Here is a 17,941-nt window from a genome sequence, read left to right as displayed (position 1 = left end):
CACCTCCTGTTGGGACAGCGACAGTTGATTCCTGATTCGTCCATGAGCGATATCGTTCCTTCATGATTACAACCTCTCGATTCGTTCAGTTCCGAACAGTCCGTAGGGCATCACCATGATGACCACGAGCAGGAACACCATCGGCAACACAGAATCCAGCCCTGGCATCAGGAACTCTTCAAGATACACGCCAAACTGTCGGAGGACACCGACGACGAGGCCGCCGATGAACGCTCCTGGAATGCTATCGAGACCGCCAAAGACGACGGCCGCAAAGACGAGAATAGTCACGTCTCCGATGGTAAATCCGGCACCACCAGAAGACATCGCGAGCAGAATGCCGCCGATAGACGTGATTGCAATCGACAACGCCCACGCGACGACAATCGTTCGCTCGATGGAGACGCCAAGCACCATCGCTGCCTGCTGGTCGCTTGCGCTTGCCCGCAGAATTGAGCCCATGACGGTGTATCGGAAGAACGCCATCAGCCCGGCCACCGTTAAAAGCGCTAGCACGACACCAAGAACAAACGGTGCCTGCACCGCTGTATCGAACGGTAGCGATACACTCCAGTCCGGCTGGAGTGCATCAGGATACGCTCGGTACTGCGAGCTGATGAAAAACCGCACACCGCCGTCGATGATGCTGAGAAATGCTAGTGTGACGATGATGACCGACAGCACCGGTTCGCCGATGAAATACCGGAAGACGAACCGTTCGAGCAACAGGCCAAGAGCTGCACCGATGAGCACTGTCAGTATCAGCGCCGCAACCACTGGAACCTGCACGTCGAACATCCAGAGCGGCAGCGAGGTCGACAGTGTTACAACGAGAAACGCGCCGAGCAGAGCAAATTGGCCCTGAGCGAAGTTCAACACGCCGGTAATCTTGTAGATAAGCGAGAACCCAATCGCGATAAGAGAGTACAGCGCTCCGACACCGATACCGGTAACCAGCACGCTGAACAGCGCACCTACATCAACCATCGACACCACCTCCGTCGGCGATTGCCTCTGTAGCTATCGGGACGTCAACGACCGTCATTTCGCCATGCTCGACCGACTCTCGCCCGTCTTGGTAGGTGATTGTTACATCCATCTCGACTGTCTCCTGTCCGGCGTACATGCCGTCGATAATCTCTTGGTACCGGTTCGTGACGATTTCTCGCCGAATTTTTCCGGTTCGTGTCATTTCTCCGTCGTCGGCGTCGAACTCCTTGAACAGGATGACAAACCGTTCGATTTTGTGCTCGTCCAGTTTCTCGTTGGTCTCTTCGATGACCCCTTTGAGCAGGTCAAGCACTGGCTCTTTCTGTGTCAGGTCGCGATAGCCGGCGTACTGGATGTCTCGCTGGTCGGCCCACTCTGAAACGTTGTCGAAACGGATATTGAGCACTGTCGCCAGTGACTCTCGCTTGTCACCAACGACTAGTGCCTCCTTGATGTAGGGGTTGAATTTGAGCTTTGTCTCGACGCTGATTGGAGCAACAGCTGACCCGTCGTTTAGTTCAAGCACGTCGTCCATCCGGTCGAACACTTTGATGTGGCCATCGTCGGTGATTGCGCCGAAGTCATCGGTATGGAGCCACTCGCCTTCGAGAGCTTCCTCTGTCTTTTCGGGCTGATTGTAGTAACCCGAGGTGACGACTGGTCCTCTGACGAGCAACTCCCCGCCCGGCGTAATACCGACTTCGACGTTTGGGAACACCTCGCCGACGGTGTCGACCTGGATATCGTTGTCACGGTGCATCGTCACGAACCCACAGACTTCGCTTTGTCCCCATATCTGTTTGAGGGGGACACCCAGTGCGTGGTAGTACTGGAAGTGGTCCTCGCCGAGAGGACCACCGCCCGTGTAGACGTTCTTTGCCCGCTTGAGGCCGATTTTGTCGAGAATCGGGCGATACGCAACCCAGTACGAGGCCCAGTGTTTGAACTTGAGCCACGACGAGGGTTCCTCGTCGCGTTTGTCACCGCTTACGTACTCGGCGTACTGTTCGCCGATGTTCATTGCCGTCTCGTAGACTTTCCGTTTCAGCCAGGTGGTGTTCTCTATTTGGGCCTTAATATCAGCCACCCAGCCTTCGTAGGCACCCGGCGACGAGAAGATGATTTCTGGACCGATTTCCCGGAGGTCCTCGCTCTCTGTTTCAGGTTCTTCTGGGAAGTTGGCAGTCCAGCCGCCAAGGAAGGCAGCGGCCATCAATATCATCTGCTCGCCAATCCAGGCCATCGGAAGATACGAGAAATAATCTGAACCTTCGGGTAGCGGGTCGATTTCGATTGCCGCGTTCGCCAGATTGACGAAATTAAAGTGCGAGAGCTTCACTCGCTTTGGCATCCCGGTTGTCCCCGAGGTCGGGGGCAACATCGCTGGCGACTGGGGGTCGAGCGATCGGATACGCTCCTCGAACTCGGTGTCGGTTACTTCCTTGCCTGCTCGCTCCCGACCACGGTCTTCGATTTCCTCGTAGCTCATAACCGGAACGACCGTGTCGTCGTAGCGGAACATCCCCTTCTCGTCACGGTAAACGATTGCTTCGAGTGAGGGTGCACGGTCGGCAACCTGGAGTAGCTTGTCGACCATCTCTTGGTCCTCTGCGTAGGCGACTTTCGGCGACAACAGCTCAAGTTGGTCGCCAATACCTTCGGGCAGGGTATCCTCGTAGTTCGGAGCCGCCATCCCACCCATCGTCTGTGCGGCCAGCCATGCCCACAGTTGATGGGGACGGTTGTAGCCGATGGTAAAGAGGATGTCGTCGGACTCGAACCCGAGTGTCTCCAGTCCAAGCGTGATGTGCTTGACGCGCTCGTAGTATTCGTTCCAGTCGTACTCCTCCCAAATGCCGTACCGCTTCCACCGGAGTGCCACCTCATCCCCGTGTTCTTGTACGTGGTTGAGCATGATTTCAGGGAGCGTGGTATCGTCGATAATTTCGGTGTCTCCATCCGGTGCGCTCACAATCTGGTCAATTGAGATCTCTGTTGCCATCTTATTCTACCCCCGTGTAGATACGCTGGACCTCGGGGTCGTCGACCACACTGTCGGGTTCGCCCCGAGCGATAATCGCTCCTTGGTCGAGGACGATCATCCGCTGGGAGACATCCGTGACGACTTCGAGGTCGTGTTCAATCATGACGAGCGTTAGCCCCTCTTTCTCGTGGAGGTCGGCGAGAAACCGGACCATATCGTACTTCTCGTCGAAGGTTAGTCCGCTCATCGCCTCATCAAGCAACAGGACATCTGGCTCCAGTGCGAGCGACCGCGCGAGGTCGACTCGGCGTTGGATACCAAGCGGGAGGCTCCCGATGGTGCTGTGACGATATTCCCACAGCTCCAGATAATCCAGAATCTCCTCGACACGGCGCATGTTCTCGGCCTCGGTCCGCCGTCCACCGCCGACATAAAACAACAGTGCGGACAGCAGGTTCGGTCGCTGCTTGACCGCTCTTGTCGTCATGATGTTTTCGAGAACGTCTTCGTCTTCGAACAGCTCCAGTCCCTGAAATGTCCGACCCAAGCCCTTCCGGGCGCGCTTATACGAGGGTTCGGTTGTCACATCTTCACCACTGAGATAGATGTTGCCACCCGTATCAGGGTCGTAGAACCCGTTCAAGACGTTGAGTAACGTCGTCTTGCCGGCCCCGTTTGGGCCGACAATCGATACCCATTCACCTTGGTCGATGCCAATCGAGACATCGTCAACTGCTGTGATTGCGCCAAACGTCTTCGTTACGCTCTGACAACCAAGTGCAGCCACAGACGGGTCGATTGGCGGCCCAGTTCGGAGTCCCGTTTCGGGTGGTGGAGCGTGTTGTCCGCTCATCTATTTCCACCTCTTGCGGATTTTGTAGTGCCGAATCTCCGAGTACCGACTTTCTTCGGAACTCGTGCCAAGATAGAACTCCTTGATTTCCTCGCGGTCCATCAAGACCCCTGCCGGGTCGTGTAGTTCGACCTGCCCGTTTTCGAGAACATAGCCGTAGTCGGCGATTTCCAGCGTCTCCTTGGCGTTCTGGTCGGCGATAATCATCGTGATATTCTCCTCACGGTTTATCTCTCGAAGCGTATCGTAGATATCCACGACCAACTTCGGAGCCAGTCCCAGTGATGGCTCATCGAGCAACAGCAGGTTTGGGCGATGAATGAGTGCCCGCGCGATGACGAGCATTTGTTGTTCACCGCCGCTGCAGTAGCCCGCTTCGGTGTCGAGCAGTTCCTCTAGTTGCGGAAAGTACTCGAAGGCGATGTCATAATCTGACTTGCTATAGCGGACCCGCCGGCCGCCTCGATAGAGGCCACAGCGGAGGTTTTCTTCGACAGTCAGGTCCTCAAAGACACGCCGCCCTTCAAGGATGTGAGTGACGTTTCGGTCAACCATCTCGTTGGTATCGGCGTTTGTCACTCCCTCGCCTTCGTAGTAGACTGAGCCGCGAGTGACTTCGCCGCGCTCGCTGCGCCCGATACCTGAAATCATTTTCAGGATTGTCGACTTGCCTGCGCCGTTTGGGCCGAGTAATGCGACGATATCGCCCCGCTCTGCTTCCATCGAGACACCTTGGACCGCCAGAAAGTTCCGGTCATAGACGATTTCGGCGTTATCCAACTCGATGACCGGTGGCTCTTCCTCTTGTGCCGAACTCATATTATGGCAACCACTCCTCGCGGCGGTCCAGCTCTATGTTTTGATCGGGAACCATGTTGCCGTCGCTAACTTCGTATGTCTGACCGAACATTGTCGCTCGGCGGTCGCCTTCTTGGTAGTCCAGCGTAACTGGCAGGAGTCCTCGGGCATCGAAATCGTCCAGTTCGAGGAGTTTCTCGCGGACTGCAGCGCCTGACCGGATATCTCCACCGTCATCGTCGACTCGTTTGATTGCTTCGACGGCCAACAGTGCGTGGGCAACGCCCCGAACATAGTTGACATTCGCAATCTCGGGATTGCTCATATCGTGACCTTCCCGTTCGAAGGAATCCTGGATGATTTGCCAGCCATCAGGGGCTGCTTCCTCGACTTGGCCCCATGTCTTGTTGGTGTTGACGTATCGGACGCCCTCGAATGCGTCCGCGGCTGATGTTGCCCGGAACTCATCAACAGTCCAGGTTAGGCCCATGACTGTCAGGTCTGCTTCGAGGTCGCTGACTGAACTCAACAACACCTGCATCGGGGCGGCCGTGTTCTGATGAATGAGATAGTCGATATCATTGTCCATCGCTCGTTCGACCTGCGTGTCGGCTGTATTCGCCGCGAGTTCGAGCGTGATGTTATCGCCGACATCAAGCCCAAGCTCCTCAGCGTAGGACTCTGTCCCATCGACAGGCGACTTCCCGAACGGCGTGGTGTTGTGAATCATCGCGACTTTGGCGTCAGGGTCGTTGTCTGCAATCCATTTGGCGTGAGCGCGGCCCTGACTCGTATAGTCGAGATTGATAAAGAAGTTGTACTGTGTATCCTCGGCCAGCAGTTTGTCCGAATACGACGCTGAAATGTAGACGATTTCGTCGTTGGCAACGTCCGGAGCCAGCGCTTCGGTGTCTGCTGTTCCCCAGCCGATAATAACCGGTGGATTATCGCCCGACGTCAGGCTGTCGTACTGGTTTTGAGCCTGTGGAACCTCATAGGCGTAGTCGACCCAGTCATGGTTGATATCGAAACTGAGGTCCTCGTTTTGGTTTACCCATTTGAGAGCATCCCTTGTCCCGCGTCCGGTCGGCTGGCCCACGTCCGAAGTTGCGCCACTCAAATCGTGAATCCCGCCAACCTGGACCCCATCGCTGTCACCACTGTCTCCGCCGATACAGCCTGCAAAGCCAAGCATTGCGCCTGCAGATGCTACACTCAATCCACGAGTGAGAAACTGCCGTCGGCTCTGCGAATCTCTCCCAAGTGTTTTGTCACCATTTCTCATGGTCTACTCCAACTATCTAATGAGTGTTATTTATATTATTCGGTCCCAGCCCTTCCACTATCTCGAATTTTTATAAAATATTCACAAAATATATCCAAATTGCTGTTTTAACAGCTTCGCTCTGAGTCACGAAAGAGACAACAGCCGTCGCTACTGTCGATTAGCGGTGGCTCGTACCGTCGCGTAGCAGTTCCCACTTGAAACAAACGAATCGTCGACTGCCAGACCGCTCGCTTCGAGATCACGTTCGAACTCTGTCGGTGTGTAAATATAATAGAAGCGTGGCACCGTCTCACCGCCGGGAAGCGTCCAGTCGACGGTAGTTTCGAACCCTGTCTTGGCATCAGCGTCAGCATTGAACCGGTCGTGTGCAGTGCTCCATGCACTCACGAGTGCACGCCCACTGGCCGAGAGAACTCGGGAGAGTTCCCGTAAGCTTTCAACTCGTGTCTCCTTGTCAGGAAGGTGATGTAGCGTCGCCACGTACACTCCCACGTCGACTGTGTCCGCGTCGAGTGGCAGCGTAGCGGCGTTGCCGTGAAGCAGTTGGCCTTCCCAGTTGTTCTCAGTCATTTTCGTCATCGCTTCGTGAAGGAGTCCACGGCTCACATCGCACCCAACAGCCCGCTTGACGACGGTATCGAGCAGTTCTGTATGCCGCCCGTTTCCACAGCCAAGGTCAAGCCCGACCGCTCCGCCCGAAACTGAGTCGAGAAACGTTTCGACCTCTGGCCAGGGATACGCACGCGTCTCTGAAAAGTGGGCTGCGATATCGTCGTAGACTGCACGGAGACGGGCTGGCTGGCGGTGGTCGTCTATCGTGTCTTGTTGCTGGTCGTCTTTCATTGTCTCCTACTCGTGGCTTTCGGGGTAGGCTTTGGCGAGTAGGTCGGATTGGCTGGTCAAACGCTTGCGAACTGGGTCGATAACCTCGGAGATATAGCTTCCAGTCGCGCTTTTGAGGTCTGCCGGGTGGAGTTCCTCGCTTTCGAAATCGGCTTCGAGCTCTTCATAGCGCTCATAAACGAGGTCGCCGCCGTACTGTTCTGGGCGCTCGACGACAAACGAGTCGTCCCACTCGTCGAGCACCGGAAACACAAGATAACGGACGTACTCAAGAACACCGTTGTCCTCAACTTCACCCATCGGACAGTACGCGTCGTCAATTTTCGACTCGACAGTATCGGGGTCGTCGGTGAGGTTTACCTTTGAGGCGTCTTTCGAAGAACTCATTTTGTCACCAGTCAGGCCGGCCAGCAGCGGGGCAAACAGACAGACTGGCTTATCATGACCATGTTCTGGGAGCATCTCGCGGCTGAGCATGTAGATACCACGCTGGTCGATACCTCCATAGGCGATATCGGCATCCAGTGATTTCACGTCGAGTGACTGCATAAGTGGGTAGATGACGCCGCCGAGGTTTGGACTCTCACTTTCCCGGACGACTTCACTGGCCGCGCGCTGTGAACGAGCGAGTGTCGTCTCCGCCGCCATGCGATACAGTTCAAGCGAGTACTCTTCATCAAGCTGATAGTCCATGCCACGGACGAACGAGATATCGTCGGGGTTGGCTCCCGCGGCCTCGACCATCCCTTCGATTGCTTCTTGGTAGTACTCGGTTCGTGCGTCGAGCAAATCGAAGGGGCTTTTCTCATCATCGAGATGTGCATGGAGGTCTGCGACGAGAACGGTCACGTCGAGGTCGGCCTGTAGAAAGTCGGCCAGTTTCCGAATCGTCGTGAAGTGGCCGATGTGCATCTCGCCCGTGGGTGCGTATCCGATGTACACTGATGGGTCGTCTTCGGCCTCGAGCAGTTCCCGTAACTCATCCTCCTCGATTACCTCTTCGGCGTACTGTGTAACGAGGTCCAGACGCTCGGCTGTGTCCATACAGTCGCTTCCACGTTGTCTTGAATAAATGATTTGAAACCGACCGGGACGTACAGCCTTCAGTCAGCGACCTCGATGTCCTCGATTCCAAAGCTAATTCCCGAACCACCGTTCCCGAACTGAGGACCACTAAGTGGGGGTCCATCCGCTTCGTTGACCCAGACATCGACCGTGTCTGCCTCGGTCTCGACTTCAGCAGTGAGCACCCACGGGTCGTCCTCCCAGCCATTGCCAGTCGTATCCCACTCGACATCCACAAAGATGCTATTTCCAGCTCCGATATTTTGTGTCACCGTCGTAATGTTTGCCAGCGATTCCGGGCTGCCAGCAACATCGAGTTGTTTGTAGAGGCTAACCACGAGATTGTCCGTAATTGAGGTGCTGGCGGTGTTCGTTATATTGACCGGTACAGTGACAGTTTTGCCGGCGTCGACCGCCTGTGAACTATCAGTTGGCGGAATATTGTTCGGGTCGATACTCACCGTAACGTTTGTGGCAGTATTCGTTGTGATGTTAACGGCCTGTTTTTCGACGCTGCCGTCCTCGGTTTCGACGACGAGCTTCGTGGTGTTTGCCACTATCTCGGCCGACGAAATGACTGTCCCATTAACCCAGGAAGTCTCGCCAGGGATGAACGTTTTCGTTTTGTTGGTCGTAATCGGTAGTGGACTCCCTATATTCGTATCGTTCCGTTTGAATATCAGGTCCTGTTTCTCTGTCTTTGAGCCGGCATTGGTGACGTTGACATCGACGACAAGGTCCTCACCGGATGTAATCGAATTTGTGCCGTCGTCGGCGTTTGTCACAACGTCGTTGACGACGAAACTCGCTAGGGGGTTCTCGACGGTTATTGTTGTTCCATCTTCATTCTGCGGTGATTCGACGACGATACCGTCGGTCACATTATTTCCGGGGTCAACTGCCCCGGTGGTATCCCACGACAGATTGAATGTCTCTGTACTCCCTGGAGCGATATCGACGCTCGTCGCGTTGACTGGGATGCCGATGCCGGTGGTAGTGAGTTGCTCACGGAGCATGATCGGAACTTTTCCCGTCCCGCTTCCGACGTTTTTGACCTCTACCTCGACTGTGAGCGAGTCACCTTCTTTGATTGTGCTCCCGCCGAGGGGAGTCATGTCTGTGATTTTGATTTTGGGGCGTTCGGAGGTGACGTCTTTGATGAGTCCCTCGAAGATACCTGCGATATCTTCTGGATTATCTGCCCAGGTGAAGTTGCCTTGGCCGTTGCCAGCGATGTTGGAAACTTGCTTGAGCTGTCCCTCGTTGGCGTTTCCGAAACCGACGGTGTATACCGACAGGTCGAGTGGATCATCGCCGTTCGTCACATTCGTTTCCTCTGCGACCGACACCGGGTTCGTCCCATCGTTGTGCTGTCCGTCGGTGAGCAGAATGACGACCTGCGCTCTATCCTGGTCCGGGTTTCCAACGTCAAGGGCTGTTTCATCGACGAGTTCGGTCATTGCGGCACCCAACCCGCCACCAATATTCGTACCACCTTCTGGGTCGACTCTGAGCGATTCGTTCAGTGCTGTCAGGTCCGAAGTCAGGCTGTGGTGGAACGACTGTTCGGTATCGAACTGCAGGGCTGCGCCCCGATCCAGCGAGGTGTTCATCGCCTCTATTGCGGTCCACATTGCCGGAATCCGTTCGATGTCTTTGTCCTGATCGTCCCAATCGTCCGGGTAGCCGTATTTGATAACTTGCACCGCGCGGCTGCTGTCGGCTACGTTGTACTCGGTGAGATTGACAACTTGCCCGGTGACAAAGAACTTGTCTGTGTTGACTTTGTTGTAGGGACAATTACCATTACCATTACACGGCTTTTCATAAACCTCAACCTTCCACATCTCGTCATCTGGAACGACCTTTTTGACTGGCGTTGGTGGATTATAGAATACCACGTCGTCCTGATACCCTCCCGGTTCTCCCATCGATCCAGTTTCGTCGATAGCGAACACCACGTCCGCTGGTTTACGAGTTGGCTCCCGTGGTTCGATGGTGACATTCTTTTGGGCAGTGTCGCTGCCGACTTCAACTTTTACGTGCGTGTCTCCTGATGAGTCGTTGACAAATGTATACCACGTGAGCGTTGTACTCCAGGTATTTCCATCCGCGATTTTGGGAGCTTCCACGCCGTCTACGGGCTTGTCCGCTCCGGCAGTCGAGTTATACAGCACTGCTGTAGGCTTCCCCGGCGCATCACCTGTGTTCTTGACCTTGATATCGACTGTGAGTTGTTCTCCCTCCGTTACGCTCCGCGTCGGCGCAGTCGCGTTCGTCCCGAGTATTGTCACGTCGAACTTGGGCCCATTTGGCGGCTTTTGTACGTCAAGCGGGACAGTGTCGTTGTTCACCGAATCTTTCGATAATGGCGCACTTGCAGTTATTTTCGTCCAGCTCGCTTCCCGGCCCACCTCGGTTTTCCAAGTCAATGATGTAGTATTAGATTGTCCAGGATTCAACGAGAATTCCGACGTTGTGAGCACCTTTTGGTTTTCTTTTTCTCCCCAGATGAACACCGTCTGGTTGTCCTTAATTGGCCCCACGTTGGTCACATTGAGACCAACGGAGACAGAATCTCCTTCGATAGTGTTTGAGCCACCGACCTTGTTATCTGTAATCGTGACGTTGAAATTGCTTTTTGTGACTACTTCAACCGTGTAGTTGTCTGCAAAGCCAGCAGCATCGTGTGGCGTGCCAGCGCCGACGCCGAGGAAGTACTGGTCGTTTGCGTCGTTTACATCGAAGGTGTAGCTTCGCGAGAATGTCTCTCCCATGTTCGTCCCCAACCGAGTTCCGTTGATTATCCGGGGGTCCTCGGCTATCTTTGCTTTACTGGTTGAATTCTGGCCATAGAGGACACCAAGCGGTATTTCGTTGCTAGTCGCGTTACGGTACCCCTCGTTTTTGCCCTCCACGGTCATGTTGAGCGTGTACCCGGGTTGGAGATAGTCGTTTTTCGGGTCAAAGGTTGACAGTTTGTTCCCGTTTTTATCTTTGACAGTTACGTCGAACCCTGTGATGTTGAAATCTGTCTTGAAATCTCCAACATAATCTTTCCAGCCGTCGTTTTTCGTAATGTTGATTCCAGCAGGTCCAGCAAGACAACCGTTCGAGACTGACGTGCTCTTGTACTCTGTTTCGTTTGGAATGAACTCCCTGAAATCGTCGGGGTCGTGTTTATCTGCAGTGGCGGCGACACAACTCCACGTCTCTGAGGAATTGAACTCAAATTCGTTTCCGCTCCCTGTCGGTGCCCTGTTTACTGCAGAGAAATCGGGTAAATCTAGCGGCGCTGCGTGTGGGTCCTCGACATTTCGCCAATGTGACCCGTTCCAGGCCCACCACTCCGGCCCATTTCCGCGGCTCTCGTTGTTGTGCAACACTCCGACGGTATACTCGTTGGTATTCCATCCCGGTTTTGTGACGTTGAACGTCTTTGCTGTACTATTTGTGATGTTAGCGTTCCACGACGAACTGGTGTGAGCAGTACCGTTATCGTAGAGGTCCTGTGCAAACTCAGTGTAACCGCTGTAGGTGACGTTCGTATCGTACGTACGATTACCGTCGACGTTTGCAAGCCCATCACCGTACGTTCCAATCGTAATTTCCACTTTATCAAGGTCTCCAGCAACCTCACTTGCATCGTGGAGTTCTGTACCCGCGACTTCAAGATTCGAATCTGCGTACTGCTTCCACCCTTCGGCAAACTTGCTGGTGATGTTCATCGAAATGGTCGCGTTTGCGACGTTCCGGCCATCGGGGTAATGGCTCAAGAGTTGTTGCTCAACGATTTGCATCACTGACTCTGACCGGACAGCTGACGCTTTGGGGTCTTTCTTTAGCGCAACCTCTTGTCCTTCCTGTACTAAATCAATTGCCGAAATATTGACAAACGAGAAGTCAACGGTTCCGTCGCTGACATGGAGGTCAGGTGGTGAGACCATCGTTACGCTGTCTCCCTCTTTTTGCCAGACTGCACCGCCCTGAAACGCGGTCATCTGCCCATCTTTGTTCTCGTAGACAAGACTTCCCAGCGTAATTTCGGTCGTATTCTGCTGGCTACTCGCATTATCGAGAAGCGTACCGTTGGGGTTGGTGATATCCCAATACATATCGCCCGTCTTGATTGAGATATTGACTGTCCCATGGTCTGGTTGTGCATCGATTTTATCCGCGGCTCCCTCCGGGAACTCCATCGTCACGGTTTCACTTACATCAGCTTCACTCAATTCGTTTACACGGCTATCGAACTCCTGCATCGACTGCTTGACCAAGTCATCGTCTACGTTATCGGTACTATCATTGAACGCGAGAAATCCTAATCCCACTATAAGAACACCCATTACCACCACAATCGAAATGATAAGGAATGCCCCGTATACTTCTGATACACCACGTTCATCATCAATGATGTGGCGAATATCCATTCTTACTGAAATTAGCGTTCTTCAACTATTTAATACTATTGAGTCTTCAAATTGCTCTAGGCTCTGGCCGTTTGGACCACATTACTGCGATAAAATGCAAATTCTTAATGCCAGTATTATCTATGGTACCGCTAATTGCCGGCCTGTACCAACTATTTTCAGATGCGATATCTGCAGCCACAAACTCTTCGGTTCTACACTGCGATCGTCAGTTTGAGAACCGCGGCTCGATAATCTCCACTTCGATAGTCACTACCCTGATAAGAGTCTGGTCAACATCACACTTGTGAACGTGCTCTGGGTTCGTTTTTGACTCCCAGCTTTCTTTATTTTCGAAGTAGATATCCCACTGGTCAGGACCAGCGGTCTGACTGGTGTTCACATAGAGTTCGGTATCGCTCTCCGAGCGGTTTGCTTCTGTACTGACCAGTGTTGCGTCGAAATTCAATGTTTTATCGGTATTTGACACTGGTGCTTCATCTGTTCCAGCAAACTCATTGAACCGAACGTTCGGGTTATATCCCTGAGAAATATAGAGTCCATCTCGCTCTGCCAGCGTGAGATTTACTACTGTCACAATCGCGGTGTTCGTTCCCCCCGGGCCCTCTCGACACGTAAACATCGGGTCATACGCAGGAATTGCGTTGTCTCGGAAGACACCACCACCCTCGTAGCGGATGGTTATATCTCCATTTGACCGGTCAAACCGTTGTTCGAACGAACTGATATCCAACGCTGGATAGTTCACCGAGTTATCAGCCGCCGTTATGTTTAGTGTACTCTGGTTCATCCAGATGTTACTGTTAGAGAATGCAAGGCTGAAACTCCGCTGTAGGTCACCGTTCGTCGCCATTGGCTGAAGAGTCGCTGCCGTCGATTGCATCCCGCGTTCTGCACTGTGTAGCTCTTCGGCATCGCTCAAGTCCGTGATTTGGGTCCCGCCTGCAAGCGAAATCAGTCCAACCCCGACGATGATTATCGAGAACATCAAGGTAAACCCAATCGCATCAGAGACTCCACGCTCTGTGGTTTGCTTTCCGTTCCCGTTATTCGGCGGCTGTTGTCGATTCATGAGCACTCACCAAACGTAATCTCGCCGTTGCAGAGGCTGATAACTGGCTTGTAGCTGTTTGCTGGCGTGCCATAGTTGATACTGGTACTGTTACTGAGCGGATACTCGATTGTGCGGTCATGGCTTGGTGATTCGATTCGTATGACGCTCGCTGTTGTGTATGTGGAACTCTCGGAGCCACTTTGCAGTTCAAGATTCCACCTCCCACTAGCGACCTGTTCGGGATACTCTGGCTGGACTGTGACGTTGACCTCGTCGCCGGTGCTATTGAGACGGTCGAGCGTGTTCAACTGTGCGACAAGATCGCCTCCAATTTCGTCGAACTGTGCCTTTGCAGCCCGTTGTTCCTGTGCCTCAAGCAGATCGCCTGCCCCGAGGAGCAGCCCTGAAATGAGAATCGTCGTAATCGCAAGTGTCAATCCATGTGCGACGGCTATCGAGACTGCCCTGTTATCGACCATTACGAACCTCCTCCAAAGAGCGTACTGTTCCCTTCGTAGGTTACCTGCGAGTCTTGCATGGTGAGATGAATTATCGGATTGATGAGAACATTCTCTTTTTTGTATCTGTCCTTACTGGGGTCCTGTGCCATCTGCACGTTTCCATCGTCGGCCACAATGCTGAATGTTCCTTTATCATTGCCAACATTATCGAAGGTCACGTGCTTGTTGGTATTGTGATATGCGGAACCGAACGAGACTGTTGTACAGACCTGCTGGTCTGCACTGATTGTCCCTTCCCCGTGGGCTAGCTCTATCTCTACTGGATTATCAGCATCTACGCTGTATCCGTTACAGACGACTTCTCCGTCAATCTCGACTTCGTTATCCCGAACCGTTATCGGGAACGATCCACTGCCTTTGATCTCGATAGTAAATTCCGTGTCAATTTCTACAAAAGAGAATGACATGGCTGTCAAGTTCTCTGGGGCTCCGTTTACGATAGGCCCTGATGGAAATGTATTCGTCTCATTTTGCCATATCGCATTGCCACCAGTATCATCTGCCCCAGCTAGTGATACATTCATAAACCTTGAACTCTCTTTGATTGATAGGTTCAGATACTGCTCTTGATACTCTTGAATGGCCGACTTGAACGCGCTTTTGTCGGTGACATAGGGTAGACTCTCCTGTGAACCGTTTGCTAAAAAGAGTGTCTCCAAGTTTTCCTGTACCTGCGCGACGCTTCGCTCTGTCTCCGACAGGCCCTGTCGTTCCTGATAGGAGTTTACATCAGCAGAGGCATGGATGCCGTTCAACAGGATTGCGGAAGCGACGATGGTCAGTGAGACTAGAATCGCCGCAGTCAGAATCAATTGCCCCCGTTGGTTTACCATGCTACCACCCTGATTTGCACGACTGCGTAGAGTTCAGTATCCTCATTCTGGTTTTCGAGGTAAATATCACTGTCCGGGACATCTCCGAGGTCGTCGTACTGGGAATCCACAACACACGCAGGCGTGTTCGGATTAAATTCAAACATCGTGTCGGAGTCAAAAAGCGCAATCTCACGCGTCACGGTGACGGTTGACCCAGTTGGCTGTGAGCGGGTTCCCAGTAGCGTCCGATTAACGTTTCCGTTCGACGGGTAATCAACATAGATATTGTAATCTGTTGTCGTGCTTGCCGTTTGGTTCAGTACCGTTCCGAAAGGGTCCACTGCTGGATCAGCTGACACTACCCCAACGTGGGGTGTTCTTTCGTTCTCACCACCTAGGCAAAGTACTCCGGTCCGGAGCGCGTCTTGGTCTTCGAGTATATCGAGCGTGTCCTCCATTTGCTCTCGTATGTCAGTCCCCTGCTCGAAACCGCTGTCTGCCCACGGTGCGACGCTGACTGCCTGAAGTCCGAGTACAAGCGCACTGACGATGAGAATCGCACCAATAACGCCTTCCAACGAGTACGCCTGTCCTCTATCCGTTCGCGTCTGTGTACTGTCTGGTTCTTTTGCCATCGTCACCATACCCTCACAATTAGTCGACAGCCGTCATCACACACACCAGGTTGTTCTATCCGGACGAACCGAATCGTCGTCGCTGCGGTTTTATCCCGCCAGACACTCCCATTTTGCAGGCGCTCGGAAGCTGATTCTACCACCATCCCAGTCCCGTTGCGGACTGTGGCGTTCCAGCGCAGCCAGTCGGGAATGCCGACTTGTGTGGCGTCATTTGCAAGCGAGTCCATGCTCCGATTGAGCGCGGCAAACTCGACTGTTCGCTCTGCCTCGGCAACCGAACTGTTCTCGACAAGTTCGGCAGCGATGTTTTCGGCCATCACCGATTCGTCGTTTCCAACCTCCTCCTCAAAGGGCATAAACACATTTGGAAAGTACCCAAAAACGAGGATTATTGAGACGAGGAAAATTGTAATTCCAAGCAGATAATCGTTCACCGTCTGGGCACGTTCGCTCATTTCCACAGTCACCTCCCCGTGTGGTTTGTGGCTGTGTTTGTTTCCTGCTCATCTCGCTGTCGCCACGCCAACTCAATTCGGTCTCGGACGGACCAGCCGACTGACCCGACTCCAAACACTAGCAACGCCTCCGCTGTCTCTTCTCCGCCACCGCCGGTTATCTGCTCGACAATAATCCACGTAATGAGGGCAATTGTCGACAGAACAACTGCATACTTGGCTCCTGAGAGCAACTCGACGTTGCGGATGTATCCTGCGATGAACGACGAAATAATCGCTTGCAGCGTGACTGCATGGAAGAACAGCATCGAGAGGAACTGGGTATCAATGCCGCCAGCGAACTCCCCAGCCCCCCCTCCAGTTGCTTGGGCTCCTTTTTCTCCGGCTGCTTGTCCGGTGCTTGCCAGCCCACCCATCGTCTCCAAGAACTGGACTTTTAGCAGTGCCATCACAGCAAGCAGTGTGAGGTAGGTCATAATAATAATGACTGTCTGCATCAACGTCCGTGCCTTGCGCTCGCGCTCGATTTCGTCTTGGTTTTCGGAGGCCGTCGCTGCCGTTGCAAGAACATCATGGATTTGGCTGGATGCCTCTTGAGCCTCGCTGATGAGTTTGATGCTGCGGGACAGCCGTGGAACGTGATACTTATTATTGAACTCCCGCATCGCATCTTTCAGGCTTGTCCCGTAGTTCACCTTTGAGTGCATCGTCTCGAACTCCCGTGATAGCTTGCCCGAAGACGTTTCAGAGACGACCTTAATCGAGTCTAGCAGCGTCATCCCGGTGTCGTTTGCGCTCGCAAGCTTTCGCAGATTCTCCGAGAGGTCGTCCAGAATGGCTTTGCGTGAACGGACGTTCCACTCGTAAAAAATTGCAAGCGGCAATAAATTCACGTACAGTGGGACGTACACCCACATTATCGTTCCCACTACCGGATCAGCCTTCATCGCGTCGATGGAAAGTGGCATATTTCCGCTCGCCAGCGCACCCAGCATGGCTAACAGTGTTAGCGGCAGCGTCAGAATCAAAACCAGCGTAGGGTGGTCCCGGAAGAACAAGTGTGGGGCTGTAACAATCTCCATCAACTCGTGGGTACCTTCTTGCCGTTTGATCTTGTCAAAGAGGTCCCGCTCGCCGGTGTATTCCTCGACGAGTCCCGGGTTGAACACGCCAATCCCCTCGTCAACGGTGAACTCCTCGCCTGCGTCAGGTCGAAGGTAGCCATCACCGACTTCGTCGTGGGTAACGGTCGAGACCATCACGAGAAAGCCCACGCCAATCAACGGAATCAGCCCATAGACGGTTCCGTACAGCAACGTCGTCTGGTCGCCACTATTCATCATGCTCATAATGACCAGAATGATGATGAGCAACAACGGGAACAACGATAGCGTCATGTACATTTCGCCGAACAATTCGAGGGTGTCGAGCAACTTACGCTGTTCTTGCTTTGCTGTCCGGAGGTGTTTGTCTTTCTGGTCTTCGAGGAAATTGGTCATATCTCCACCCGAGTCCAGAATAGAGAGCATATCAGTCAGGAACTGTGCAAGCTCGTCACTCGGGGTTGTCAATGCTTGGTTCCGGACAGCTGTCCGGTAGTCCGTATCGAAATACTCTGTCTCCAGTGCAATGGACTGGAACTCCCGGGAAAGCTCGCCGTAAGTGTCGTCAGCCTTTGCCATCGCTTTCAGGATTTCGAGCTGGTTCATGCCTCCGACCGAGAGCGCATACATGAACGCAATCCCGTCAGGCATCAATGTATTAATCTCACGCTCGCGGCCGCCAGAACGGAAGTACGGAATCGAGACAACTGAACCGAAGCCAATGGCAAAGCCAATTGAGCCAAAGAGAAGACCCGAAAAGAGCACGATAAACGGCGTCCGGAGCAGCCGGAGAAAGCTCACTGATTCGGGTAGTTGGATTCCAATAAGTGCGCCCTCGACAAGCACTTGGACGAATAGCCAGCCGATGAGCATCCCCAGAACCCACAGACCGAGCCCGGCGATGAGTCCGACTGCAAGCGCCCGCGAGAGAAACATCTCGACGTTGTCGGACATCCGTGACTGGGCCAGCTTTTCTTCGACGCTCGTGACAAACTCACTCTCGTCGTCGAACAGCCACTGGTACAGCGGATAGAACGCACCGCCAAGCGAGCTTTCTCCAGCGTTGACCTGCCTACCACGCTGTTTGTCAAGACTCATCTCTTA

Annotated in this window: 14 protein-coding genes; all 14 read right to left on the bottom strand. The window is 53.5% G+C overall.

Translation table 11 applies throughout. The annotated features are described in order from the left end of the window. Positions 1-66: 66 nt before the first annotated feature. Complete coding sequence (locus N5098_RS11370) at positions 67-987, bottom strand: branched-chain amino acid ABC transporter permease (protein ID WP_267637990.1); 921 nt, start codon at positions 985-987, stop codon at positions 67-69. Further along, positions 980-2,992: an AMP-binding protein gene (locus N5098_RS11365; RefSeq protein WP_267637989.1), complete on the bottom strand. Its 2,013-nt coding sequence runs from the start codon at positions 2,990-2,992 to the stop codon at positions 980-982. Before N5098_RS11365 ends, N5098_RS11370 begins: the two co-directional genes overlap by 8 nt. Before the next feature lies 1 nt (position 2,993). Continuing rightward, positions 2,994-3,827 (bottom strand): ABC transporter ATP-binding protein, encoded by an 834-nt coding sequence (locus tag N5098_RS11360; RefSeq protein ID WP_267637988.1) that lies wholly within the window; start codon positions 3,825-3,827, stop codon positions 2,994-2,996. After that, positions 3,828-4,646, bottom strand: coding sequence for an ABC transporter ATP-binding protein (locus tag N5098_RS11355; RefSeq protein ID WP_267637987.1), 819 nt, complete (start codon positions 4,644-4,646; stop codon positions 3,828-3,830). It abuts the gene before it with no gap. Position 4,647: 1 nt separating this feature from the next. After that, positions 4,648-5,910 (bottom strand): ABC transporter substrate-binding protein, encoded by a 1,263-nt coding sequence (locus N5098_RS11350; protein ID WP_267637986.1) that lies wholly within the window; start codon positions 5,908-5,910, stop codon positions 4,648-4,650. Between the two features lie 150 nt (positions 5,911-6,060). Then, positions 6,061-6,756, bottom strand: a complete 696-nt coding sequence (locus N5098_RS11345; RefSeq protein WP_267637985.1) for a class I SAM-dependent methyltransferase — start codon at positions 6,754-6,756, stop codon at positions 6,061-6,063. Positions 6,757-6,762: 6 nt separating this feature from the next. Further along, a complete protein-coding gene (locus tag N5098_RS11340; protein ID WP_267637984.1) occupies positions 6,763-7,800 on the bottom strand; it encodes a tyrosine--tRNA ligase in 1,038 nt (345 codons plus the stop codon). A gap of 59 nt (positions 7,801-7,859) precedes the next feature. Next, entirely contained in the window at positions 7,860-12,251 is a 4,392-nt protein-coding gene (locus N5098_RS11335) for a DUF7289 family protein (protein ID WP_267637983.1), read from the bottom strand. 208 nt (positions 12,252-12,459) lie between these two features. Next, positions 12,460-13,323 (bottom strand): DUF7289 family protein, encoded by an 864-nt coding sequence (locus N5098_RS11330; protein WP_267637982.1) that lies wholly within the window; start codon positions 13,321-13,323, stop codon positions 12,460-12,462. Next, positions 13,320-13,784, bottom strand: a complete 465-nt coding sequence (locus tag N5098_RS11325) for a DUF7266 family protein (RefSeq protein WP_267637981.1) — start codon at positions 13,782-13,784, stop codon at positions 13,320-13,322. Before N5098_RS11325 ends, N5098_RS11330 begins: the two co-directional genes overlap by 4 nt. Then, complete coding sequence (locus N5098_RS11320) at positions 13,784-14,659, bottom strand: hypothetical protein (protein ID WP_267637980.1); 876 nt, start codon at positions 14,657-14,659, stop codon at positions 13,784-13,786. Before N5098_RS11320 ends, N5098_RS11325 begins: the two co-directional genes overlap by 1 nt. Next, a complete protein-coding gene (locus N5098_RS11315; RefSeq protein ID WP_267637979.1) occupies positions 14,653-15,276 on the bottom strand; it encodes a DUF7288 family protein in 624 nt (207 codons plus the stop codon). Before N5098_RS11315 ends, N5098_RS11320 begins: the two co-directional genes overlap by 7 nt. 2 nt (positions 15,277-15,278) lie before the next feature. Then, a complete protein-coding gene (locus N5098_RS11310; RefSeq protein WP_267637978.1) occupies positions 15,279-15,734 on the bottom strand; it encodes a DUF7287 family protein in 456 nt (151 codons plus the stop codon). An 8-nt stretch (positions 15,735-15,742) separates the two neighbouring features. Further along, the gene (locus tag N5098_RS11305) at positions 15,743-17,935 is read right to left on the bottom strand and encodes a type II secretion system F family protein (RefSeq protein ID WP_267637977.1); all 2,193 of its coding nucleotides are present in this window, start codon (positions 17,933-17,935) and stop codon (positions 15,743-15,745) included. Positions 17,936-17,941 lie beyond the last annotated feature (6 nt).

It is taken from the genome of Halovenus rubra (genome assembly GCF_026586665.1).
Taxonomy (GTDB): domain Archaea; phylum Halobacteriota; class Halobacteria; order Halobacteriales; family Haloarculaceae; genus Halovenus; species Halovenus rubra.
This window is presented reverse-complemented; position numbering and strand designations above follow the sequence as displayed.